Genomic DNA, 22,839 nt, shown 5'->3' on the forward strand with positions numbered 1-22,839 from the left:
GTTTGAGATGTGATTCACGGTCTCCGATGAAGGAGGTCGTGATGGGTGATTTGTTTTTGCTGAGCGAGCGCCAGATGGCGCGGATATCGACATATTTCCCGCTCTCGCATGGTGTTCCGCGGGTCAATGACCGGCGGGTGGTGAGCGGCATCGTCTATGTGATCAGGAACGGCCTGCAGTGGAAGGACGCGCCGACGGGATATGGCCCGCACAAGACACTCTACAACCGCTTCATGCGCTGGAGCCGGATGGGGGTGTTCGACCGCATCTTCGCGGCCCTTGCCGGCGAAGGGCCGGAGCCCGAGCGCATCATGATCGACGCCACCCATCTGAAGGCCCACCGGATGCCGTGATAGCCATCCAGATGGCGCGCCACGCACTCGCCGCCGCGACTGTCCTCAAAACGGTAGGCGACCATCGGTGGACTGGTGCCGCCAAAGGGGGTGTCGTCGCGGGCATAGGCCCATAGCCACGCCGTCTGCGTCTTGCCGGTGCCGAGCGCCAGCGTCGGAAGCCTGGTCTCGTCGGCAAAGATGCGTTCGCCCTGCTTGATGCGCTCCAGCACATAGTCAGCCAGGGGCTGCAATTCGAAGCCGACCTTGCCCATCCATTGCGCCATCAGCATGCGGTCGAGTTCGACGCCGTCGCGCGCATAGATCGCTTCCTGACGGTAGAGCGGCAGCCCGTCGGCATATTTGGCGACGGCGATCTGGGCCAGAAGCGCCTCGGTCGGAATGCCGCCCTCGATCAGGTGGGCCGGCGCGGGCGCCTGGATAACACCGTCGTCGTTGCGGAATGGACACCTCGAAAAACCTGGCAATCGAGAACGCATTTTGATTCACTTCGCCTGGTGATTTGCACGGAGGCGTTGGATGCGAGAATCCGACAGGCCTACGCGGCCCGGCGCATGAGCCTGGCGGAAGATGACCTCCTGTTCTTCGCCGTGGATGGCCCGCCAGGACCTGATGCGCCGCTCCAATGTTCGACGGATGCCGCCGCAGCATCTCCTCGAAAATGGCGACAGGACGGATGCCGGGTGCCGGCCGCCTTCAACAACGGAACCACCTCCGCGTCGAAAATACCCGCAAGCGGACCGGGACGTCGCCGACCCCGCGGCGTCTTCTTCTGCGACGGTAATCTCGGATCGTTCTCGATGCGATAGGCCGTGGCGATGTTGATCGACGCCTTCGCTGCCGCGACGGCCGTCGTGCTGGTCTGTCTGAGCTTCATGTAGAGCCTCATCTGGTGATCGGTTACGTGGCAGCCGGGCACTAGGCGATTCCCCCAATCGGAAAAACCACCGGAATACCCGGCCAACCGCGACCACCAGACAAACACGCCCGAAAAGAGCGCGCCGCCGACGGGTTGAAACTCCGGTCGGGGTCGAGTAAGCGCAGAGGATTGCTCCGCGCTTCTCACAGAACCGGACATGCGGGCCACGCATCCGGCTCCTTGGATCGGTATATCAGAGTTCCAGCGATAGCTGGGCCGATGCCAGCGGCGGGTTGAGTTCGTGCCACCGGTCTTTCAGCGACACCATCCGCCCTTTAAACCAGGACGGCGGGTACGCTCTTGTCATGGCCGGTCGGTTCGACTTCACCCATGCCCGTTTGCCGCAGTACGCGCAATTGCCGGCCGCCTTGCGGCTGACGCCTTTACCAACAAGGTGACGGAACAGGAAGCGATCCCGCTTCCTGTGACGAACAATGATCGCCCTGACCCGGCGGCGAACATGGGCGTCGATGACGCGCAGTCCTTCGACGGCTTCCGGCGTACAGAGCCGGAAGTGCGTCATCCAGCCGTTCAAGTATCGGCTGATGCCCGCCAGGCACGCTGCGATGGATCGCCCCCAGTTCGGCGGCGTCCTCGCCCGTATGGTGGCCTTCAGTCGTCGCTCCGCCTTTCGAGAGGGGAACACGGCGACGTGACTATCGCCCTGGCTCTCCTTCGTACAGCGGAAGCTGAAGCCCAGGAAGACGACCTCCTCGGGTTTGCGGACGCCGCTCTTCGCCTCGTTCACCTGGAGCTGCATGCGCTTTTCCAGGAAAGTCCGGAGCGAAGCCATGATCCGCTGCCCGGCGCGTTCGCTGCGCACGAAGACAATACAGTCGTCTGCATACCGCACGAACCGCAGGCCCCGCCGTGCCAACTCCCGATCCAGTTCGTCCAGGACGATATTGGAAAGGCATGGAGAAAGCGGGCCCCCTTGGGGTGTTCCCTCCCGGACGGCGACCGTCGTTCCGTCCGGCATCACCACTGGCGCTGTCAGCATCAGGCGTATGAGGCGGATGACCCGCTCGTCCGTCACGCGCTGTGCGATCCGGGCGAGAAGGCGTTGATGATGAACATGGTCAAAAAATTTGGCCAAATCCACATCAACAACCGTCTGGTATCCGTCCTTCAGGTATCCTTCCGCTTCGGCGATAGCGGTGTGAGCGCCACGGTTTCGCAAGAAGATGCGCCGCAGGGAAATGGTGGACTTTTTTGCGAAGTGCCCGCCGACCGTAATCGCGATCGAGGCCTGCGGTGCTTCGCATCATTGGGCACGATTGCTGACGGGGCTCGGCCATGAGGTAAAGCTGATCGCGCCACAGCTGGTAAAGCCCTACGTCAAGCGCGGCAAGAATGATGCAGCCGATGCTGAAGCGCTATGCGAGGCGATGAGCCGCCCGACGATGCGGTTCATTCCGGTGAAGAGTGCCGATCAGCAAGCTGCGCTGATGCTGGTGGGTATGCGCGAGCGCGCGGTCGCCGCACAGACGCAGCTTGCGAATACGATCCAGGCTATGCAGCCGAGTTCGGGCTGACCGCGGCCGAAGGCCTGTCTCATATTCCGCTCCTCCTGGAACGCATCATGATTGATGAAACCATTCCGGCCTTGGCGCGCGATCTGTTCGCATCTCTGGCTGAGGAGTTTGCACAGTTGGGAGAGCGCCTGAAGGAAGTGGAGGCAAAGCTGATGGCCTGGTATCGCAGCAATGAATGTTGCCGCCGTCTTGCACAGATCCCCGGTGTCGGACCGATCGGTGCGGTTTTGCTGGTGATGAAAGCGCCAGCACCGGAGCAGTTTGCATCCGGAAGACAGTTTGCCGCCTGGATGGGCCTGACGCCCAGGGATCATTCGACAGCCGGCAAGGTCAGGCTCGGTATCATTACCAGGGCCGGCGATGAGGCCTTGCGCAAAACACTCGTCGTGGGTGCGACTTCGTTGCTTCGACAGGTGAGAGCGGGCAGAGGCAGGAACGCTTCGCCCTGGCTCATCGAGCTGCTCAAACGCAAGCCACCCAAGCTCGTGGCTGTCGCGCTGGCCAACAAGATTGCCAGGATCGCCTGGAAAATGATGGTGACGGGTGAGGCTTATAAAGGCAATGCTGCACGACCGGCTCTGGCCAGCGCAGCTTGAAGAGATCAGCCAGTCACGGTGAGCAGAACAGGGACGCTACCGTGCTGAGCTGATGCGTGAACTTGCAGGAAACGAGCAGATGGTGTGATCGATCGATCCGAGACGCGGGACACTCCGTAGGACCCAATGGCCCAATGTGGTCGATGCATTGTTTGGAACCCACGTCGCGGAATCCATCTTGGCCAGCGTTCATGTGCGAACGCACCAACAGGCCGGACATATGAACGCAAGCGATCCGATCAAAACTATCAAACAGTTCTTGCAAGGTGGGGGCCGTCCACATATGCACCGCCGCTCTCATGTATCGTCAGATGAGAGTCGATTGCAGAAGAGCATTTGCCAATTTCGCCTGTCGGGAGTATGATTTCCGTATGCGATATCGCTGATGATCGCAGCGATTTTTGCATGTGGATAGGCCCGACGCTTCGGCGTCGGGCCGCTTTCATTTCGGGCGACCACCAAATCTTGAGATTTTGAAGGAAGCGAGGGTTTCTGGATTGGATGCCAGCGCGCCGATCGTCACCTTGTCCAGCTCAGCGTGCATCGCGATTTTTGCGCGATCCATGGCATATCGGTAGCTGCAATTGGGGTATGGAATGTCGCCGGACGGATCAGGATCCATCCAGGCCACAAGAGCGGTATCGCCTTCCAGAACGCGGATGACACGCCCAAGCGATATCTGGTTGGGATCGTTCTGCAGGCGGTAGCCGCCGCCACGACCGGCGTAGGAGACGACCACGCCGTTATCGATAAGCGGACGGAAGGGACCGCGAAATGCAGTGCGCTTCACGCCGAAATGCTTTGCCAACTCGGCAAAGGTGACGATCTCGTCATTCTTTACCGCCATATAAACGAGCGCTTTGATGCTCAGATCTGTCGAGGCCAGAAGCCGCATGCATGTTCCCGGGTTTTTGCGCGGTCATACGGGATTCAGCGTGCTGAGTCCAAATTTAAGATCGCGCGTATCACTCGACTGGTAGCCGAGAGCAAGGGCTTCGTCTTGAAGTAGCCTGCCTCTGGCGGCTATTTCAAGGGGTAAATTATGCTGACTGTCGTGCCGACATCCGGTGTCGATTCCAGATGAAGCCGCCCGCCCATGGCCTTTAGGATGGCCGCACAACTGGACAGGCCGAGGCCGACATGATTTCCCCCACGCGTCGAGAAAAACAGCGTTGTGGCGGCGGCCAGAACTGCCGAGCACATACCCGTCCCGTTGTCGGAAACCACAAGGACAAGCCGGCGCCGCAAGAGAAAACCGCGCGAAACGCGCGCCCTGATCGTGATTTTCGGGTTGTCTCGCGACGCCACCGCTTTCTTCGCATTGACGACCAGCTCGTCGATGAGAACGTGAAACTCGGAGGCCGGCACGAGGACCGCCAAGGCGCCGTCGTCAGCTTCATAGTGGATGAAGCTGTCGTGCGCACGAATTATGGTGTCGAGTACGGAGGCAAGCGGTTCCGGGCGTCTGTCGGCGTATGAAGACGGATTGGAACCTGCATAGGCGATGCGCACGAGCTCTTCATTGGTTGCAATCAGCTCTTGTACGGATTGCTGCGCCAGCTTCACGGCTGTCTGGTCGAGCGCCGCGTCGTCGGAAAGCCGGTTCAGGATGAGCCGTAAAGGCGCTATCCGTGAGCGTGTGATGTGGCCGAACAGCGCGGAGAAGGAGCGCAGGTGTTCGTCCTCACGCTGCGCAATCAGCGAGCGGTGATGGACGAAGATAAAAATGATGGCAACGACTGCCAGAGCAAGAGCGAACTGATATCGCAACAGTTGCGCACCGGCCCCAACAATCGCATCGTTGCTCAGTGACTTGCTGTGCGAGACGGCCGTGCCGGAGACCGCTAACGCATCCTTGCGAATGCTCAAAGCGCTCTCAAGCGCCTTACCGTAACGGCCAGCCTCGATCGCCGGCAGAAGATCATTCCCAATGATCTCTTCCATACTTCTCAAACGGTCGAGATCATGCGGAAAAAGGAATGTCGGTGTGTAGTTCAATTCAAGCAAGGTGCGGATATTGAACGCGAGGACATCAACCTCAGGGTAGAGACGGTCGTTCACCTCTCCTGTAGCGATGGTGTATTCCAGGTAGCCGATCACAATCGCCGTTTTCTCGCGGATTTGTGATGCGCGCCACTGCACCTCAAATGCCTGTTGTAGGATCTCGGTGCCGCGTTCGCGATACTGATCGGTTCGGTAGAATGAGAAGGCGCTAACTGCGAGGGCAGCCGCCAGAAGGGTGTAAAGCGTGACGCCTCGCCAGTATCGAAAGAATTTCTTCATGGGGCTGGCCGGAGCGCGACGACGAACCATACCCAAATGGAGTTTCGCGCCGGCACATAGAATTCCGGCAGTTCGTCAATCGGCCATACAATGAAGAAGGGGCCGGCATCTTGCATGGGCAGCGGCGTGAATTCCTGCCCCTCGGAACACCTCTGTTTCGCCCGGTCCTCCGGTGTGCAGGCGCGCTCGATTGCGAGGATCGGTTTATAATCCTCGATCTCCTGCATCCTGATCTGTGTGACGAAATCGTTGAAGGCAAACACTTCGACGCGCTGACTATCGTCAAGCCCCCACTTCGCAAGTATGTCCTTGAGATAGGGGCCACGGTAGCGGATCGGTTTTCCATCCGACCACGGAGTAGCTGTCTCACGCTGATGCATGACGAAGTCCTGCTTCAGCTTTTCGATCGTATAGGTCGCGGTCGGCACGCCAGGTCGGCTTTCAATCGCGAGTATGTTTGGATCCTCATAGCCTTCGGCGGCAATCGCATGGGCCAGGAGCAAAAGGACAATGGTCGCCACTACGGCACCGATGCCGGTCCAATCGAACACCGTCTTCATCTCACAGCTCCTTCGGCAATGTGAGACCGTTTTTCAGGAGTTTCGCCCGCATCCGCTTGTAGCGCTTTTGCACCGACTCGGCGTACACGCCGTCGCGATCGGCAAGCATGTCATAGATATCTTTTCTCTTGGTTCCTTTCGGTCGATTGAGCATGTAGTCGAGGATTTCCTGCTCACTGGGATCAAGCTCCGAATAGCGGAAATGCGGGCCACACTTGATCACCGATGAAAGACGCATGGAAAAATCGTCTTCCGAAATCTCTTGTAGGATGTCGCCCAGGGCGTGCCGATCGAGTCCGGTCTTGGCGACATAGGCAGCAGCACCCCGATCCCTGCATTCATAGGCTTCTTCGGCCGAGTCGAAGCCGGTCAGAACGATATGGATGGCATCCGGGCTTGCGGAGACGACCGTCTCCAAAACGGTCATGCGGTCCTCGAAAGAGTGAACGTTGAAGCCGGGCAAATGCAGGTCGGTTATGACAATATCGAATTCGCTGGCCTGCAAAAGGCCATGGGCCTGCTCCAATGTAAGGGCGCCCTGAATTAAGCAGGTGCCCATTCGAGCAAACGCCGCTTCCAGCTCCTTTACCAGGGCATCAAGCATCAAGTTCTGATCTTCGATGACCAGAACACGGCACATGACGCTTTGCGGAACATTCATTGCGAACTGCTCTCCGATCTATCCGCGCCCCCCGCAGCAGACCGAAAAATGGGACATCGATGTCCCTGTGACGGTCGCTGCTTATCGTGTAACGCTTGCTCTGTCTAGTTGCGTGCCAATTTCCCAATCGCACGCGCAATGCTAGAAAACGAGCATATTATATGATCGTTTTCAAGGTTGATGGTGGGGGCTGTTTTGGGGCTGTTAAAGAAAAACGGCTTCCCGATTGCGCTTGACCAAACAAGCGCTATATTCAAATTCTTCCTGCATATTCCGCATGATAGTCGTTGTCATCCCTACCGGATCGTGCGATTCGGAGCAAGCAGCTCTTAGGGGACCACGCGAATATGGGTTGTGGCGTTTTCGTATAAATGCGCACTTGTGATGTGCGCTTTTATAAATATGATGCCGAACGAAAGGAGACCGACGATGCGCATAAAGAATGCAGGAATGCTCACGGTCCTGGTGGCCGGCGCAGCGATGGCGACGTTGGCCGCACCAGACAGCGCAAGGGCAGACAATTGGGCATGCGAGGTAGCCCTTTGCATTTCGAACCCGGCAGGCCCGATGGCCGTTTCAGAATGCGTTCCCCCAATCACCAAGCTATACCGCCATCTTGAACGCGGCGGCTCGTTCCCGCTCTGCAAATCGGCCGACGGCTACGTGAACTTCACGCGGTACGGCTTCGAATGGCAGGAAGAGTGTCCCGAGGGAACCGAGACGGTCTACCGCCGCGACTACGATGCCAGCGATCGGGGGCGTCGCTGGCGGTACTGTCAGAAGTTTGTGCCCATCAAAACAGGCGACCTGTCGGGCCGGATCGTCCACTACAGAGACAACAGCAACGACAACAATCGTGAAATCCGCATCATCGACGGCGAACGTGTCTACGGCGAGGTCGTCTCTACGCGTGCACCGCTTCGAGAAAAGCCCCGCTACCTTGAGTACGTCGTCAATGGCGACGCGCGCCGGATCTGGTGGTGACCCATGGATCCGCTTTCCGTACTCGCGCTCGCCACACAATGCGTCACGGCCGCGCCGGCACCGGTCGTCGCGGCCATCGCACTGGTTGAGACGGACGGCGCCCCCTATGCAGTCACGATTGCAGGCGAACGAACCGTCCCGGACAGCCTGGACGCCGCCGTCCAGACAGTCGCGATGGCGCTGACGAATGGATCTTCGATCAAGATCGGCATTGCCGGCGTCCCCGTGTCTGCATTCGATGACCGGGACGTTTCCTACACGCAAGGCTTCTCCCCCTGCCACAATCTTTCCGTCGCCGGTGAGCTCCTAGGCGAAAGCTGGCAACGCTTCGGGGGCATGGACGAACACTGGCGTCTTGCCGTTCTCGAGTACGGAACAGGACAGGCCGGCACCGAAGGCGCATTCGCGGAACAATTCGATGCCGCCATGGCCGATGTGCGTGCGGTCGCCGGCAAGCTCCCCTCCCGATTGGCCGCCGCTGACACAGCGCAGCCGTCGTCAGCTCGCCCACGAGCTGAGCCGGCCGCGCGCGCCGAAAAAACCACGGCCCACAACAGTGTGGGTTGGGACGTATTCAGCCGCGATCGGTCCCGATCGCTTCTGATCTATTCCAAGTAAGGAGATTGCACATGAATTCTTGGGCGCTGCGCAACGTCCTTCCGCTCGCGCTTCTGGCTGTCGTGTTTTCCGTGCTCCTGGTCGAGCCGGCCGCAGCTCAAAGCCTGGGGGGCGCTGAGAACATCCTTCAAAACATCGTCGATGCGCTGACGGGCAACATAGCGCGTCTCATAGCGATCATCGCGGCCATCATCATCGGTTTCGCCTTCCTGTTTGGCTACGTGGATCTCCGCGTCGTCGGCTATTTCGTGGTCGGCTGCATCATCGTCTTCGGCGCGGCCGAGCTGGTTGACATGTTGGCGAGCGGATAGCGATGGCAGACCACGGCGAAAAGCTGAACGAGGACATCCTGTTCCTCGCGTGCACGCGACCGGCGATGATGGGCGGCGTGACGATCGAAGCTTGGTTCGTCATAGGTCTCGGAACGCTGATGATCTTTCTGATCGGCGGGAGCATCTTCTACCTGCTGTGTGGCGGCTTCGTTTATGCGGCATGTCGCCTGGCCTCCAAGCACGATCCCAATCAGTTCGGCCTCATCGCCGCATGGCTGTTCACCAAAGTTCGTTGCCGCACGCGCTCCTATTGGGGTGCCTCGACCGCAAGCCCGCTGCGCGTACGTGAACCGCGCAGCGGGCGCGAAATGGAGAAGCTGGGGGCATAATGAAACTCAACACAAGAGCACGCTCGATCAGCCGAGAGCCGTTGGTATCTGACATGCTGCCCTACGTGCGGCATATCTCAGATACCATTATCGGTATGCGCGGTGGTCGCATGCTCTGCGTCCTGGAGCTCGAGGGCGCCTCTTTCGAAACGGCCGATACGGACGATCTGAACGCGCTCCACACCAAGCTCAATCTCATCTGGCGCTCCAACAACGACGAGCGCCTGGCTCTTTGGGCGCACACGATCAGAACCCGGGACCGGAACTATCCGGAAGGCACATTCCGTTCCGATTTCGCCCACGATCTGGACAAGAAGTACCGCGCCAAGATCACAGGTGAGAAGCTCTTTCGAAACCGGCTGTTTCTGTCGCTCGTGTGGGTCCCTGCGCGCGACAAGGACGGAATGCGTACTCTCGGAGCACGCTTACGGCAGGCACAAAAGATGGGGACCGAGCTGGATCGGCGCTCATTTCATGATTTTGAGGGCGTTATCCAGAACATTGTAGCCGGCCTTTCCCGCTACGAAGCGCGCGTGTTGGGTCTCTACGACTACAACGGTCTAGTCTATTCCGAACCCATGGAGTTTCTGAACGCCGTAGGAACTCTGTCGTTCGATCGGATGCCTCTCGTGGATGGGCCGATCTCCGGCGCCGTAATGACCGAACGGCCATTGTTCGGCCGCGAAGTCATCGAATTGCGCGGCGCTGGTGCGTCTCGCTTTGCGAGCATGCTCGGGGTGAAGGAATATCCGGCATCGACCAAACCGGGCATGATGAATGACCTTCTTCGCGCACCGTTCGAGTGTGTCTTGTCGCAGAGCTTCGGCATGCTGTCGAAAACCGACGGCCGCTCAATCCTGTCGCGCAAGCAAAACCAGATGGAGTCGGTTGGGGACCGCGCGGTATCTCAGATCGATGATCTGGATGCCGCGGTAGACGATCTGGAAAGCAACCGCTTCGTGATGGGCCGTCACCATTTGAGCCTGATGGTGATGGCGTCAACCACCGACGAGCTCATGGACAAGACGGCCTACGCCCGCCGCATCATGTCGGATTGCGGTATCGTTAGCGCGCGTGAGGACCTGGCTCTTGAATCGCAATATTGGGGCCAGTGGCCGGGGAACTTCGAATATAGGCCGCGCTCCGGGCATATCAGCTCATTAAATTTCGCCGCCCTGGCGCCGTTTCATTCCTATCCGAAGGGCAAACCAACCTGCGAATGGGGACCGTCGGTCGCGCTTCTCAAGACGGCCTCGGGCTGCGCGTTCCACTTCAATTTCCACTATGGCGATCTCGGCAACACGTTCATTTGCGGACCCTCCGGGTCCGGCAAAACCGTGGTGCAAAATTTCATGCTTGCACAACTCCAGAAGCATGACGCAACCATGGTGTTCTTCGACAAGGATCGCGGCGCTGAAATTTTCGTGCGCGCTGCCGGCGGCATATATCTCACACTTCGCAACGGCGAGCCCACAGGCTGTGCGCCTTTGAAGGCGCTCGATCTGGAAGACGACAGCGAGCGCGCTTTCGCCATTCAATGGGTCACGAAGCTCGTTGAGCGGCAGGACATGCCGATGTCTGTGACGGATCAGCGCCAGATAGAGCGTGGCATCGATCAGATGCGCAGACTTCCCCGGGAGCAGCGTACGCTTAGCTCCCTTCGGGCGTTTTTTAGCCAACGCGATCCGGAGGGCATCGGAGCGCGCCTCGAGCGCTGGATCAGTGGCAGCGTCAACGGTTGGGCCTTCGACAATGAAGACGACCAGCTCGCCCTCGATGCGAAGTTCCTGGGATTCGACATGACGGAATTCCTCGACAATGCGGAAATCCGCACACCGCTCATGATGTACCTGTTCTACCGAATCGAAAAGCTGATCGACGGCCGGCGCATCGTCATCGACATTGACGAGTTCTGGAAGGCCCTCGGCGACGAAGCGTTCCGCGGCCTGGCGCAGAACAAGCTCAAGACGATCCGGAAACAAAACGGCTTGATGGTCTTCGGTACGCAGTCGCCGCGCGACGCGATTCAGTCTGAAATCGGCTACACGATCATCGAGCAATGCCCGACGCAGATCTTCATGCCGAACGAGCGTGGCTCGCGGAAGGACTACGTTGACGGCTTCGGCCTCTCGGAACGCGAATTTCAGCTCATCAAGTCGGAATTGTCGCTGGAAAGCCGGCAATTCCTGGTCAAGCAGGGCCATAACTCGGTCGTCGTGGAGCTGTCCCTGGACGGCTTTGACGACGAACTGACCATTCTGTCCGGTCGTGAACCGACGGTCCAGAAGCTCGATCGCATACGCGCCCAGGTGGGCGACGATCCCGCCGCCTGGATGCCGCTTCTGCTTTCCAAAGAGCCCTACCACCAAGAAGCCGCCGAGTGAAAGGAGCACGATCATGAAAGTCGCTCGATCCATCATACTGGCCGGAAGCCTGGCACTAGGCACGGGTGTGAGCGGTGCCCACGCGCAGGGCATCCCCGTCATCGACACCACCGCGATCGCCAAACAGATCCAGCAAATCGGAGAGATGCAAAAGCAGCTCGAAGAGGCGAAGCGCATCTACAATCAGGCGAAGGAGCTGCACGACTCCTTCAATCGGATCACCGACGCAAAGGACATTGCCGGGCTCCTGAACGATCAGCAGTTCCAGCAATATTTGCCGCAGGAATATGGTCAGTACGCGGGCGCTGTGAACGACCTGATCGAGGGCAACATCGACGGGTTTGCCCAGAAATACGACTACTACAGCCGTGAGGGCAATTCCGCGGCCAACGACTTCTATCATCAGGAGCTACAACGTCAGAAGGGCGAGACGTACCAGGATATGGCCGTGGGAGAAGCGGTCTACGACACCGCCTCCCAGCGAAGGGACGCCCTGAACGAGCTCAAAGAGGAAATTGGCAAGGCGGAAACGCCCAAGCAGGTTATAGACCTCCAGGCACGCATCCAGGCCGAAAGCGCGCTTCTGCAGAACGAGATACTGCGCATGCGCGGGCTCGCTATGATCCAAGAAGCCCGCGATCGCGTCGACCGCCAGCGCGGCGAAGAAGCCCGAATGAAATTCATCGATGAAGCTCAGGCCGATCTTCAGGGGGATTCGTAATGCAGTATCGCATGCCCTTGATCGTTCTTTTCGCTTTCGCAGCACTTTCCGCATGTGATGGCAAGGAGGACACCACGTCGGTCGTCCATGACGTTCAGTATTTCCTCGATCACCCTGATGAGCGGAAGTCGACACTTGAAGTCTGCCACAACAACCCTGGGCAGTTGAGAGATGATGCGAACTGTAAGAACGCGTCAGCCGCGGAGCGTGAAGCCTTTATCGATGAAGCGAAAAAAGCTCTACAGAACAACGACTAGGTGAGAAAATGGGTATCGCCGCAGATTTCGTTAACGAGTTTGTAGAGCCGCTCGACAGCTTCATCACGAACGGTGTCTCCGAGCTTGCTGCTGCGATCAAAGGTCCATTGATCGCGGGGGCAACGCTCTACATCGTCATCTTCGGCATACTCATTGTTCTCGGCTACGTCCGCGCTCCTATTTCCGATTTCATCGTGAATGTCTTCAAGATCACCATTCTGGTGGCGCTTTGTACAAACGTCGATACCTATACGACCTATGTGAAGGATTTCTTCTTCACCGATCTGCCCGACGGAATAAGTTCTGCTCTCGGCCAGGTACCAGGAAGCGACACATCCGCTTCCGAAGTCTCGAGTGGGGCGGTTTTCGATACGGTCATCAATCAACTTATCGATCTAATTTATGACATTTATCGCCAGTGGTCTTGGGACAATTGGTTTCCCTTGCTCGTCGCCGGGCTGTTGGGGCTGGGGTTAATTCCCATAGCCGCCCTTCTCGCCGTTGTTCTGTTGGCGAAGGTCGGTCTGACGCTCCTTCTAGTTCTCGGCCCCATCTTCATCGCTCTCTATCTTTTCAACGCCACGTCTTCATTCACATCATCATGGATTAGTGGCCTCGTGACGTTCGTTGCACTCCAGGTTCTCGCAATCGCATTCATAGCGCTGCTCACAAGCATCATGAGTAATTTCCTCTCGGATGCTCAGAATATGGACGGCGTTCAGCAGATAAACGCTGCTCTCCGGCTCATAGCGCTATTCGTTATCGCGATGATCCTAGCGGTGTTGTTGCCTCAGATAGCGGCTCAGCTCGCCGGTGGAGGCATTCGGGCTGGTGGCGGCTTGCTACACCAAGGTGTTTCTGGCGTCCGCAGACTGGCGGGCGGTGCCGGGCGGGCCGCTGGGCGTCAAGCCATGGCCGGAATGCGATGGGGCTACAACAAAGTCGCCAACCGCTCAGGCGGCAGCATCACACAGGGGTAAGGCATGCTGAAATTCACCGGTGCGCTGTCAATGGCAGCGCTGATGACTCTCTCTTTGTCCGCCTGCGCCTCAATCGAGACGCGCGGTCTTCCGAAATGCACCGGCCATGATCGCCGGCCGCTGAATGCCGATCTATGGGAATGGCAAGATACGAAGCCTGTCGGACCGACAAAATCAGGCAATCAGAAGCTGTCCTTGGGATATGCGCCCTCTCAGCGTCCTACATCGGCCGGCCTCAACGCAATCAACAACATGGCTTCGGCCGATCAGCCGCAATGGAACATAGCGGCGTCCGAATCGGCGTGCGGATAAGGGGGGAACTGTATGGTCGAGCCTGAAAGCCTGAAAGAATATTTCGAACGCGCGCGTCGATGGGAGCACGACGAGCTGCGCGCTGCGATACGCTCGAAGCGATTGGCCTGGACGGTGGCTGCCGTCGCCAGCGTCGGAATGATCGTTTCTGTTGGTGCTGTCGCCGCCCTGGCTCCTCTTAAGAGCGTCGAGCCTTTCATCGTTCGCGTCGATAATTCTACCGGCATCGTCGATACCGTTGCCTCGCTTCGCGACGCACCCGTCACCGCGGACGAAGCCATGACGCGGTATTTTCTCGCCAAATATGTTCGCGCTCGAGAAAGCTATTCGCGCGACACGGTGGAGCGCAACTACGACATCGTTTCAACCATGTCCACGGGTCCAGTCCAGACATCCTATGCGCGTTGGATCTCCGGCAACAATCCCGACTCCCCGCAGAACATCTACGGCAATCAGGGCACAGTAACCGTCACAATCAAAGCGATCCAGCTCATCAGCCCGGGCCTGGCCTCCGTCCGTTATATGCAGACGGCGCACTATGAGGAAAGCACCTCCACGAAACACTGGATCGCAACGGTTGCCTATGAGCTCGTGCCCGATGCCGAGCTGACAATCCAACAACGCCTCATCAATCCGCTGGCCTTTGCCGTCACCGAATACCGCAGCGATCCGGAGGTCATCGAATGACGTTTCCTCGAATCTCCGTCATCGCCTGTGCGGCGGCCCTTCTGGCGTCACCCGTCAATGCCCTGGACACACCGTCAGGCATGTCTAGCGACAAGAGAATTCGAACGGTAAGCTATACGGCGAATGACGTGGTCAAAGTGGTTGGCCGCTACCGCGCGAGCACGCAAATCGAGTTCGCGCCAACGGAAGAAATCGTGCACGTGGCGATCGGTGACAGCGTGTCGTGGGAGGTCGCCCCGGCCAAGAACATCCTATTTCTCAAGCCAAGAGAGAAAAATCCTCCGACGAACTTGCAGGTCGTCACCGTACGCGGAAATGGCGAACGTCGCGTCTACCAGTTCGAATTGCAAGCATCGGAAGGGGCAGTGACACGCGACGATGCCTATTTCGTCGTACGGTTTCGCTATCCGGCCGACGAGGCGGAGCGCCGACGACGAGAGGCGGCAGCAAGACAGGCGGCTGCAGAGCGGAAATGGGCCGACAAGGCCCTTTCAATGCACCAATCGCACGCGGCTCGCAATTATCGCTACTCGGCGCAGGGCTCTCGCGCCCTGCAGCCGGACATGATCTTCGATGACGGCAAAGTGACCACGATGACATTTGCCGGCAATCGCGAGATCCCGGCCATCTACATGGTCCAAAGCGACGGCGAGGAAACCCTGATCCCCTGGGACGCGCGCAAGAGCGGCGAGGTTGTCGTCATTCATGGAACGGCCCGCGAGTTCCGTCTTCGCAGGGGCGGCGACGTCCTTTGCATTTTCAACGAGGCTTACAATCCGGTCGGGGTCAATCCCGGCACGGGCACAACATCGCCCTCGGTCGAGCGTGTTGTCGAACCCGAACCGCGTGGGAGTGAGAGATGAGCGATACCAACAATCGCGATGAGGAAGCGCAGGTCGAAGGCGAACGTGGCGCCGGCATCACGTCGATCGCTGATGACAACAGTCGCGGCACGAAAATATTCCGGATTGCCGCCGTCATCCTGATCTCTGTCGTCGGAATCGGATTCCTGTACCTCACATGGGAGACCGACGAACCCACGCGTGAAGAAGATCGGCGCACTTCGATATCACCAGCCGTCCCGTTCACGCCGGCAACCTTGCCGCGGCCGCCGGAACCTGAGCAGACGGCACCTCCGCAGCAGCAAGAAGCGCCCCGCTTCACCGAAACGGAAGAGCCGCCACCGCAGAACGACATGCTGGAAGCCTCCATGCGGGCGCCCGTGATCGCGTTCAGCGCCAACGTCAACCGTAGCCGCGAACAGCCGGCAACCGGGCCTGGTTCCACACCGGAAGACTTCTCCTTTGATCTTCCGCCCGGCCTGACGGGCCAACAACAGCAACAAAAGCATCTTCGAGACAAACTGCAAGCGACGAAGCTCGAAGGTGTTCGCGCATCAGTCTTGCCGGATCTTCACATGGTCGTACCACAGGGGACCACCATTCCCTGTGTCCTTCAAACAGCCGTTTCATCCGATCAGCCAGGCTTTGTGAGCTGCGTCGTTCAACGTGACGTGCTGTCGGCCTCCGGTCGGGTCGTTCTCATGGAAAAGGGCACGACCGTTGTGGGTGAGTACAACGGAGGTCTCCGTCGCGGTCAGAAGCGCATCTTCGTGCTCTGGAACCGCGCTAGAACACCGCGCGGCGTAATCATCGATCTGGCCTCACCGGCCACTGACGGTCTCGGCCGGGCTGGTTTTGACGGCAAAATCGATACCCATTTTTGGGAGCGGTTTGGCGGCGCAATCCTTATGTCAATCGTCTCCGACGCCACGAAATATGCGTTCGACCAGCTCACCGACACGCGGGAAATCGAAACGCGTGAAACAGAGAGCGCCGCCGGAAGCGCGGCCGCGATCGCTCTTGAGAACAGCATCAACATCCCCCCTACCCTCTACAAAAATCAGGGGGAGCTGGTTTCGATCTTCGTTGCCCGCGATCTCGATTTTTCGAACGTTTATGATCTGCGTGTCACCGAAGGACGCAACAAGATCTATGACCGTACCGTGACCGGCGACATGCGCGCTGCACCGGCACAGATTATCTCGAAATAGGGGCATGTCATGGTCGATGACATCGCCCTTCGGACCTACCTCGAGCCCATCACCAGGTTCCTCAAGGAACCTGGTCTCACAGAAGTCTGCATCAACAAACCCCACGAAGTTTGGTGCGAAGGGCGCGACGGTTGGCAGCGACATGACGTATCGGATGACAAACTGAGTTATTCCGGCCTGGACGGCCTTGCCTCGCTCGCTGCCTCCTACACGCGTCAGGACATACGGTCTGAATGGCCGATTCTGTCGACCACGCTCCCCGATGGAGAGCGTTGCCAGATTGTCATCCCGCCAGCCGTGCCCGAAGGCACGATTTCCGTGACCATCCGCAAACCGTCGGATGTAACGATGAGTCTGGCGGACTTCGAAAAGGCCGGCTTGTTCGATCATGTCGTCATCGAGACTGGCCAGCTCAGCGAAATCGATAGTGAGCTGCTACAGCTTCGCTCGGCCCGCGAGTGGATCCGGTTCTTTGATCTGGCCGTGAAGGCAAAGAAAAACATCATCATTTCCGGTGCAACGGGCTCCGGCAAAACCACTTTCTCGAAGGGTCTTATCGAACGGATTCCACACCATGAACGTATCCTCACCATTGAGGACGCGCTTGAGCTCGAGGTGCCGCAGCCGAACCATGTCCGCTTGCTCTACTCGAAGGATGGTCAAGGACTGTCGAAGGTGGAACCAAAGCAACTCCTGGAGAGCTGCCTTCGTATGCGTCCCGATCGCATCTTACTCCAGGAGCTGCGCGACGGGACGGCCTTTTTCTATCTGCGTAACGCCAATTCGGGCCACCCGGGCTCGATCACGACCGTCCACGCGGATAGCGCTGCCCTCGCCTTCGAACAGCTCACCTTGCTCGTGAAGGAATCGGAAGGCGGCGCACAAATCGATCGCGCAGACATCCGCGCGCTGTTGTTCATGCTGATCGATATCGTCGTCCAGATGAAGGTGATGCCTGACGGCTCAAGACGCATCACGGAAGTCTACTTCGACCCCGAAAAGCAGCTCAAGCAAGGGGTCTGATACCGACCGCGAGGGAAGCATGTCAAATCACGTGAAGTTTGCGCTTTGGGGACTGGCGATCGTTATGATGACCATCATCGTTGTCATTTCCGCCTCCAATCTTGCGCTCGTACTGAACGGAACGCATGACGGCCGGCTTCACCTCTTTGCCATATTCGACATGGTGACGAGCCCCAATGAGCATTCCTCAAGTGCGGCGCGTCTCTCTCTCATGCTGACAGGCGCGGTCGGTATGCTCGGTGCGGCCGCTATCTGGAGAGCCCGCAACCACATGCCTCTCCACGGTGCCGCCAGGTGGGCGAACGAGCGCGAAATCAAGAAAGCGGGCTTGCGTGACAAGCGTGGTATCGTGGTTGGAAAGCTGCGTGGCCGATACCTGATTTTCGGTGGTTCCGAGCACGTCATCGTCTATGCGCCGACGCGCGGTGGTAAGGGCGTCGGCGTGGTCATCCCGAACCTGCTCAATTGGCCGGATTCAGCCATTGTGCTCGACGTCAAAAAGGAGAACTGGCAGCTCACGGCAGGTTTTCGGAAGTCGGCCGGCCAGGAGGTTTTCCTGTTCGATCCCTTCGATCCGGAAGGGCGTACAGCACGCTACAACCCCCTCGCCTATGTCCGTCGCGACAATCCGGACGATCTCTATGACGATCTGCAAAGGATTGCCGGCATGCTGTTCCCGGTCGAGGGTCGCACAGTCGATCCTTTCTGGACGGAAAGCGCGCGCACGGCCTTCATCGCGATCGCGGGATACATAGCTGAAACGCCCGAACTGCCGTTCACGATTGGCGAGGTCCTGCGTCAGTTCGCAGCCGCACCGGATATCAAGCGGCATTTTCAGAACGAATTGGAACGACGCGCAGACTCCCGGCCCCTGTCGCAGCAATGTCAGACCGCTTTGAACGATTTCCTGGCCGCGAGTGAGAACACACTGCAATCGATCCGGAAAAGCGCAACGTCCAAACTCGGTCTATGGCTCAACTCGCGCATCGACGCCGCGACCAGTGCGAACGATTTCGATCTGCGAGAGCTGCGCAAGCGGCCGATGTCGATCTATCTCGGTGTGACGCCCGATAACCTCGAACGTATGGCGCCGCTCCTGAACCTGTTCTTCCAGCAGGCCGTGGATCTCAACACCCGCACCCTGCCCGAGCATGACAAGAGCCTCAAGCGCCAGGTCATGCTCATGATGGATGAGTTTCGCGCCATGGGTAACGTCGAAATCATCGCCAAAGGCGTGTCATACGTCGCCGGCTACGGCCTGCGCATCGTAACCATAGTCCAGTCGCCGGCGCAGCTCCGCGAGGTCTACGGCCCCGACGCTGCAACCAACTACATGACGAACCATGCCGTCGAGGTCGTGTTCACGCCGAAGGAACACGCCATCGCGACGGAATTGAGCGAGCGCTTCGGCTATGACACCGTTGAAAGCCGTAGTCGCTCGCGCGGCATCGGTTTCTCGCGCTCGAACCGCACCGAAACGACGAGCGATCATCGCCGCGCGCTAATGCTGCCGCAAGAACTGGTCCTGACGCCTTTCGAGGATGAATATCTCCTCAAGGGAGGCATTCCGCCCGTGAAGGCGAAAAAGATCCTCTACTTCAAGGATTCTGTGTTCAAGAAGCGCCTCCTGCCCGCCCCGAAAGTCGAACCGATGAGCCGAAACAACGACAGCCGTATTGAAATTCTCGAACGCAAGATCGAGGCGCTAAGCCAATCTCTCGTGGAAAAGGTCATTCGCGCGCCCAAGCTCGAGGAGGTCATTGCGGACGAACAGCCGGCCGACGGTGAAGACGGCACTGTCTGGATGCTGCCGAACGATCTGGAAACGGCCTTCAAGGACGTACAGCTCACCGACGATCCGGAGAAGAACCGCGCGACGGCCGAAGAGCAGGTTTCCAAATGGCTCGATTCGATAGCCGGTGATCTCGATCGCGCTGCATAGGAGGTGCTGATTATAAATTCCGACGATCCCAACGACCCCTATGACGACTTCTGGCTCGATCTGGACCGCGATCTGGACCGCGAAATAGCGGATCCTCCCCGCGGACTTGATCTCGACAATGATGCCCACCGCGAAGCCGTCCAACACGGAATGCTGGCAGACGAGGAACGCCGGCGGCGGGCGATCATCGAAGATGAGCGCAAAGCGTCCATCTCAACGCCGAAGGAGAGGGAGACCAGTCCACAGGCGAAAAACGTCGACGAAAACAGGCCGGACCGATCCTTCCCAAGTGATATCGAGCGTCGCTTCTATGTCCAGGAAGATCGGAATGGCGATTGTCGGGTCTATGCCGACTCAAAGGCAACACTCGAAATCTTCCAGGAAAGCGAAAACCGCCTCCGCACCAAGCTCAATGACGAGCACGCCGTGAAACTCATGCTCGACACCGCTGCGCATCGCGGATGGAGCAGCGTCACCGTCAAAGGCGCAAAGGATTTTCGTCGGGAGGCATGGCTTGAAGGTCAGGCGCGCGGCATAGCTGTAAGCGGCTACAAGGCAACAGAGCTTGACCTGCAGGAACTCAAGCAGCGTGAACAGGCTTATCTTCGGAATGAGATGCAGCCTGATCGCGATGTCACGAATGAACCAACGCTCGATGAAGAGGAAGTGAAGCGGGCCGTACAGGCCGAAGTCGATCGGCTCAAAGCAGAAGGTTATAGCAAGGCATATATTAGCGAACGCAGTCTGGAGATCGAAGACGGCGTCCGACAACGATTTTCCGAAGCGACCCGATCTGATGCATCTTCGGAGAACGGCGCACCTATCGAGCACACCCGCGCCGATCGCCGTTCGCTCGATTACAAGCAGGGTGTCGAGGGCATACTCGTTGAAAAGGGGACTCGTCCGTATCGTGACAACGACAAGAACGACCGCTCCCCTTACGTCCTGCTGGAAGACGATCGCGGACGCCAACATACCGTGTGGGGTGTCGGCCTCCCTGATGCTCTCGTGAAATCCGGAGCGAAAGAGGGCGATCACATACGCCTTCGCGAAGCCGGTATGGTACGTGTAACCAAAACCGTGCTGCGCGAAGTGGATGGGAAGCTAACGCGCGTCAATCAGGATGTGAACCGCCGTGCCTGGGAGGCTCAGGTGATACAAGAGAGAGAAGCCGCCAGGGATCTGACCGTCGAGCGCGGCAAAGCCACCGATAAGCCGAGCATGACGGATCGCGAGCACAGGATTAATGCCGCCGAACGCCGCATTGATCGCGCGATCATCGGCGCTGAGAAAAGTCTGCATATTGGCCCAGGTCGCGACGCCGCCCTCGAAGATGGCGGATACGCGAACGAACATCGAGCTCGGGAGTACATGGCTAACGGCCGAGCCATATCCGCCAAAAACCCGGAGTTGCGTGGTGCGGCCGCAATTGAAGCCTATGTGGAACGTAAGCTGCGCGCAAAGTTCCCCGACGATCCAACTGCCGTTTCGCGCGGCATGGCGGCGGCACGCACTAAGATTTCTCAGGTCATTGCAAGAGGCCAGGATTTTCCAACGCCGCGCGTCGTCGAAACACGTGAACTCGACCAGGCCACGAAAGAACGCACAAACTCAGGCCGCGATGATGATCGTGCTCGAGACACCACCAATGTCGAGACTCACAGAGCGCGCGAACAGATTCGTGAGCAAAATCGCGATGCGAGCCGAACACGGTGAACAGGACGCCATGGTGGCAGCCACGTCCAGAGTGTAAGCTTCTCCAACCGCCGCATGATGTGCAATTGTTTGCTTGAGCAAACAACCTCCGGCGTCTCGATATGACAGATACCCTCTACGAACATCTTCCTCCTGACATCCGGGTTGCCGTGGACGGGATTGTCGAGACGATCTCTCCGGAGAACTGGCCGGACCGCTTTCTTTTTCTGTTCGGCTTGTTGTGCGAAAAGCTCGAAGAACACAGCGATTCCGATCCCTCACCCCTTCTGAAACAGTGGGCGGGGATCGTTACGGCCGTCCTGGAGCACTTGCCACCTGACACGGCGGTGATCGAATGCCTGGCGCTTATGAGCATAAGCTACAACGATGCGTGGAGGGCACAGGCACTCGCACAGATCGACAGAGAACCAGCTACCGTTGATCGCCTTCTTGCCATGTATCCGGCTTGGTTCGATGTTGTCGAAAGCATTGAAAATGCAAGCCGATCATAGCCGCATTGGCGAAAAGGACGGTCGCGGTTGGGGTAGTGGGACTCTGTCCTTCATCTTGTCCTCCGGAACGGCTTAGTTGCGACCGAAACGGACAATGCCGGCGATAGGAGCGTCGTCGCCGGCGTCCTTGTAGGCTGCGAGGTCCTTTGATAGACGTGCACTCCTTCCATAAGGGCAGATCAGAATGGACCAGCCGCGTGTTCACATCACCGGGGCGTCTTGCTCCGGAGTAACCACCATTGGGCGGGCCTTGGCGGAAAAGCTCGAGGTCCGGCAACTTGATGTCGATGATTTCTATTGGATGCCGACAGAGCCGCCATTCACAATCAAACGACTGCCAGAAGAACGGGTTAGGCTCATCCGTCAGGAACTCACAGAAGACGGTTGGGTTCTCACCGGTTCTTTCCTTGGATGGGGCGATGCGCTCATCGAAAACATCAATATGATCGTTTTCGTCGATACCCCCACTCCCATTAGAATGAAGCGCCTGATGGACCGGGAGGCTGAGCGTTTCGGAGATCGGATCAAGCCTGGCGGCGACATGTATGAGACCCATATGGCCTTCCGCCAGTGGGCGTCACAGTATGACGATCCTTCCTTTTCGGGGAGGAGCCGCGCCAGGCATGAGGCTTGGCTAGCCGCACAAAAAGTTCCGGTCCTATGCTTGGACGGCACGCGCCCTGTCGGCGATCTCGTGGCATCAGTCATTCAGGATTTGCCCGGAAAACATCCCATCTGAGGTCGGCTATGGGCCACAGACCTGCCGAGGCGTTTAGTCAACCCAGCTTCTGCAAGGGGTCGATTCGCGCCATAGGCGCTTCTACTAAATCACTTCGGTAGACTTCTGATCTCAGCGATCAGCTCCAGTTTTCTCGCACGCTCCGGTTCACTTCTGCACCCTCGACGCCCCACAATGGTGCGTTCCCAGAACAGTCATTCCTATCAACTTCAGCATTTGACAGCGCCTGAACGATCAGGATTGTTTGCTTGAGCAAACTCGAGCCTGCTAGTACTACAGTTGCAATTGATGCCAAATCATGATTCATCTCAGGCATTTAGCTTGAGGAGAATTTGGAATGTCTGTTTCGGACTGGGCTGGATCC

22 protein-coding genes and 4 pseudogenes are annotated in these 22,839 nt (G+C 58.3%); 19 read left to right on the plus strand and 7 right to left on the minus strand.

The features are described from left to right. Positions 1-41 precede the first annotated feature (41 nt). Positions 42-344, plus strand: a pseudogene (locus tag AC07E3_RS19365) (transposase); the annotation flags it as partial. Here the strand turns inward: AC07E3_RS19365 and AC07E3_RS19370 are convergent. The 3 genes and pseudogenes from AC07E3_RS19370 to AC07E3_RS19380 all read right to left on the minus strand — a co-directional run. After that, positions 344-796: pseudogene (locus AC07E3_RS19370) on the minus strand (IS66 family transposase); the annotation flags it as partial. The pseudogenes AC07E3_RS19365 and AC07E3_RS19370 overlap by 1 nt on opposite strands. An 84-nt stretch (positions 797-880) precedes the next feature. After that, positions 881-1,272 (minus strand): annotated as a pseudogene (locus AC07E3_RS19375) (IS21 family transposase); the annotation flags it as partial. Between the two features lie 193 nt (positions 1,273-1,465). Then, positions 1,466-2,452, minus strand: a complete 987-nt coding sequence (locus tag AC07E3_RS19380) for a reverse transcriptase domain-containing protein (protein WP_478364173.1) — start codon at positions 2,450-2,452, stop codon at positions 1,466-1,468. Here AC07E3_RS19380 and AC07E3_RS19385 point away from each other — a divergent pair. Further along, a pseudogene (locus AC07E3_RS19385) lies at positions 2,439-3,403 on the plus strand (IS110 family RNA-guided transposase); the annotation flags it as partial. The gene AC07E3_RS19380 and the pseudogene AC07E3_RS19385 sit on opposite strands and share 14 nt — an antisense overlap. Before the next feature lie 442 nt (positions 3,404-3,845). On the opposite strand, the gene AC07E3_RS19390 reads toward AC07E3_RS19385, so the two are convergent. From AC07E3_RS19390 to AC07E3_RS19405, 4 genes are all read right to left on the minus strand, one after another. Next, positions 3,846-4,298 carry an RrF2 family transcriptional regulator gene (locus AC07E3_RS19390; RefSeq protein ID WP_478364174.1) on the minus strand — a complete coding sequence of 151 codons (453 nt, stop codon included), beginning with the start codon at positions 4,296-4,298 and terminating at the stop codon, positions 3,846-3,848. A gap of 128 nt (positions 4,299-4,426) precedes the next feature. Continuing rightward, a complete protein-coding gene (locus AC07E3_RS19395) occupies positions 4,427-5,686 on the minus strand; it encodes a sensor histidine kinase (RefSeq protein ID WP_478364176.1) in 1,260 nt (419 codons plus the stop codon). Next, positions 5,683-6,246 (minus strand): putative pterin-binding protein, encoded by a 564-nt coding sequence (locus AC07E3_RS19400; protein WP_478364178.1) that lies wholly within the window; start codon positions 6,244-6,246, stop codon positions 5,683-5,685. The genes AC07E3_RS19395 and AC07E3_RS19400 overlap by 4 nt, the downstream gene beginning before the upstream one ends. Position 6,247: 1 nt before the next feature. Next, complete coding sequence (locus AC07E3_RS19405; protein WP_478364180.1) at positions 6,248-6,907, minus strand: response regulator; 660 nt, start codon at positions 6,905-6,907, stop codon at positions 6,248-6,250. Positions 6,908-7,336: 429 nt separating this feature from the next. Between AC07E3_RS19405 and AC07E3_RS19410 the strand changes: the two genes are divergently transcribed. The 17 genes from AC07E3_RS19410 (at position 7,337) to AC07E3_RS19490 (ending at position 22,475) form a co-directional block, all read left to right on the plus strand. After that, positions 7,337-7,891: a hypothetical protein gene (locus tag AC07E3_RS19410; protein ID WP_478364182.1), complete on the plus strand. Its 555-nt coding sequence runs from the start codon at positions 7,337-7,339 to the stop codon at positions 7,889-7,891. A gap of 3 nt (positions 7,892-7,894) precedes the next feature. After that, the gene (locus AC07E3_RS19415; protein WP_478364184.1) at positions 7,895-8,509 is read left to right on the plus strand and encodes a lysozyme family protein; all 615 of its coding nucleotides are present in this window, start codon (positions 7,895-7,897) and stop codon (positions 8,507-8,509) included. Positions 8,510-8,520: 11 nt separating this feature from the next. Next, positions 8,521-8,820, plus strand: coding sequence for a TrbC/VirB2 family protein (locus AC07E3_RS19420; RefSeq protein ID WP_478364186.1), 300 nt, complete (start codon positions 8,521-8,523; stop codon positions 8,818-8,820). Positions 8,821-8,822: 2 nt separating this feature from the next. Beyond that, a complete protein-coding gene (locus tag AC07E3_RS19425) occupies positions 8,823-9,170 on the plus strand; it encodes a VirB3 family type IV secretion system protein (RefSeq protein ID WP_478364188.1) in 348 nt (115 codons plus the stop codon). Further along, positions 9,170-11,554 (plus strand): VirB4 family type IV secretion/conjugal transfer ATPase, encoded by a 2,385-nt coding sequence (locus AC07E3_RS19430; RefSeq protein ID WP_478364190.1) that lies wholly within the window; start codon positions 9,170-9,172, stop codon positions 11,552-11,554. Before AC07E3_RS19425 ends, AC07E3_RS19430 begins: the two co-directional genes overlap by 1 nt. Positions 11,555-11,567: 13 nt before the next feature. Beyond that, complete coding sequence (locus tag AC07E3_RS19435) at positions 11,568-12,275, plus strand: TrbJ/VirB5 family protein (RefSeq protein WP_478364192.1); 708 nt, start codon at positions 11,568-11,570, stop codon at positions 12,273-12,275. Further along, entirely contained in the window at positions 12,275-12,532 is a 258-nt protein-coding gene (locus AC07E3_RS19440) for an EexN family lipoprotein (RefSeq protein WP_478364194.1), read from the plus strand. The genes AC07E3_RS19435 and AC07E3_RS19440 overlap by 1 nt, the downstream gene beginning before the upstream one ends. 8 nt (positions 12,533-12,540) lie before the next feature. Then, the gene (locus AC07E3_RS19445; protein ID WP_478364196.1) at positions 12,541-13,512 is read left to right on the plus strand and encodes a TrbL/VirB6 family protein; all 972 of its coding nucleotides are present in this window, start codon (positions 12,541-12,543) and stop codon (positions 13,510-13,512) included. A gap of 3 nt (positions 13,513-13,515) precedes the next feature. Continuing rightward, complete coding sequence (locus AC07E3_RS19450; RefSeq protein WP_478364198.1) at positions 13,516-13,824, plus strand: hypothetical protein; 309 nt, start codon at positions 13,516-13,518, stop codon at positions 13,822-13,824. A gap of 12 nt (positions 13,825-13,836) precedes the next feature. Continuing rightward, a complete protein-coding gene (locus AC07E3_RS19455; RefSeq protein WP_478364200.1) occupies positions 13,837-14,511 on the plus strand; it encodes a VirB8 family type IV secretion system protein in 675 nt (224 codons plus the stop codon). Continuing rightward, entirely contained in the window at positions 14,508-15,374 is an 867-nt protein-coding gene (virB9, locus tag AC07E3_RS19460; protein ID WP_478364202.1) for a P-type conjugative transfer protein VirB9, read from the plus strand. The genes AC07E3_RS19455 and virB9 overlap by 4 nt, the downstream gene beginning before the upstream one ends. Next, positions 15,371-16,564 (plus strand): type IV secretion system protein VirB10, encoded by a 1,194-nt coding sequence (gene virB10 / locus AC07E3_RS19465; protein WP_478364204.1) that lies wholly within the window; start codon positions 15,371-15,373, stop codon positions 16,562-16,564. The genes virB9 and virB10 overlap by 4 nt, the downstream gene beginning before the upstream one ends. 9 nt (positions 16,565-16,573) lie before the next feature. Then, the gene (virB11, locus tag AC07E3_RS19470) at positions 16,574-17,587 is read left to right on the plus strand and encodes a P-type DNA transfer ATPase VirB11 (RefSeq protein WP_478364206.1); all 1,014 of its coding nucleotides are present in this window, start codon (positions 16,574-16,576) and stop codon (positions 17,585-17,587) included. 19 nt (positions 17,588-17,606) lie between these two features. Beyond that, complete coding sequence (locus AC07E3_RS19475) at positions 17,607-19,529, plus strand: type IV secretory system conjugative DNA transfer family protein (protein ID WP_478364208.1); 1,923 nt, start codon at positions 17,607-17,609, stop codon at positions 19,527-19,529. 3 nt (positions 19,530-19,532) lie between these two features. Next, entirely contained in the window at positions 19,533-21,245 is a 1,713-nt protein-coding gene (locus AC07E3_RS19480; RefSeq protein ID WP_478364210.1) for an LPD7 domain-containing protein, read from the plus strand. A gap of 101 nt (positions 21,246-21,346) precedes the next feature. Further along, a complete protein-coding gene (locus AC07E3_RS19485) occupies positions 21,347-21,736 on the plus strand; it encodes a hypothetical protein (protein WP_478364212.1) in 390 nt (129 codons plus the stop codon). 184 nt (positions 21,737-21,920) lie between these two features. After that, positions 21,921-22,475, plus strand: a complete 555-nt coding sequence (locus AC07E3_RS19490) for an ATP-binding protein (protein ID WP_478364214.1) — start codon at positions 21,921-21,923, stop codon at positions 22,473-22,475. Positions 22,476-22,839 lie beyond the last annotated feature (364 nt).

This window comes from Nitratireductor lacus, assembly GCF_056431025.1.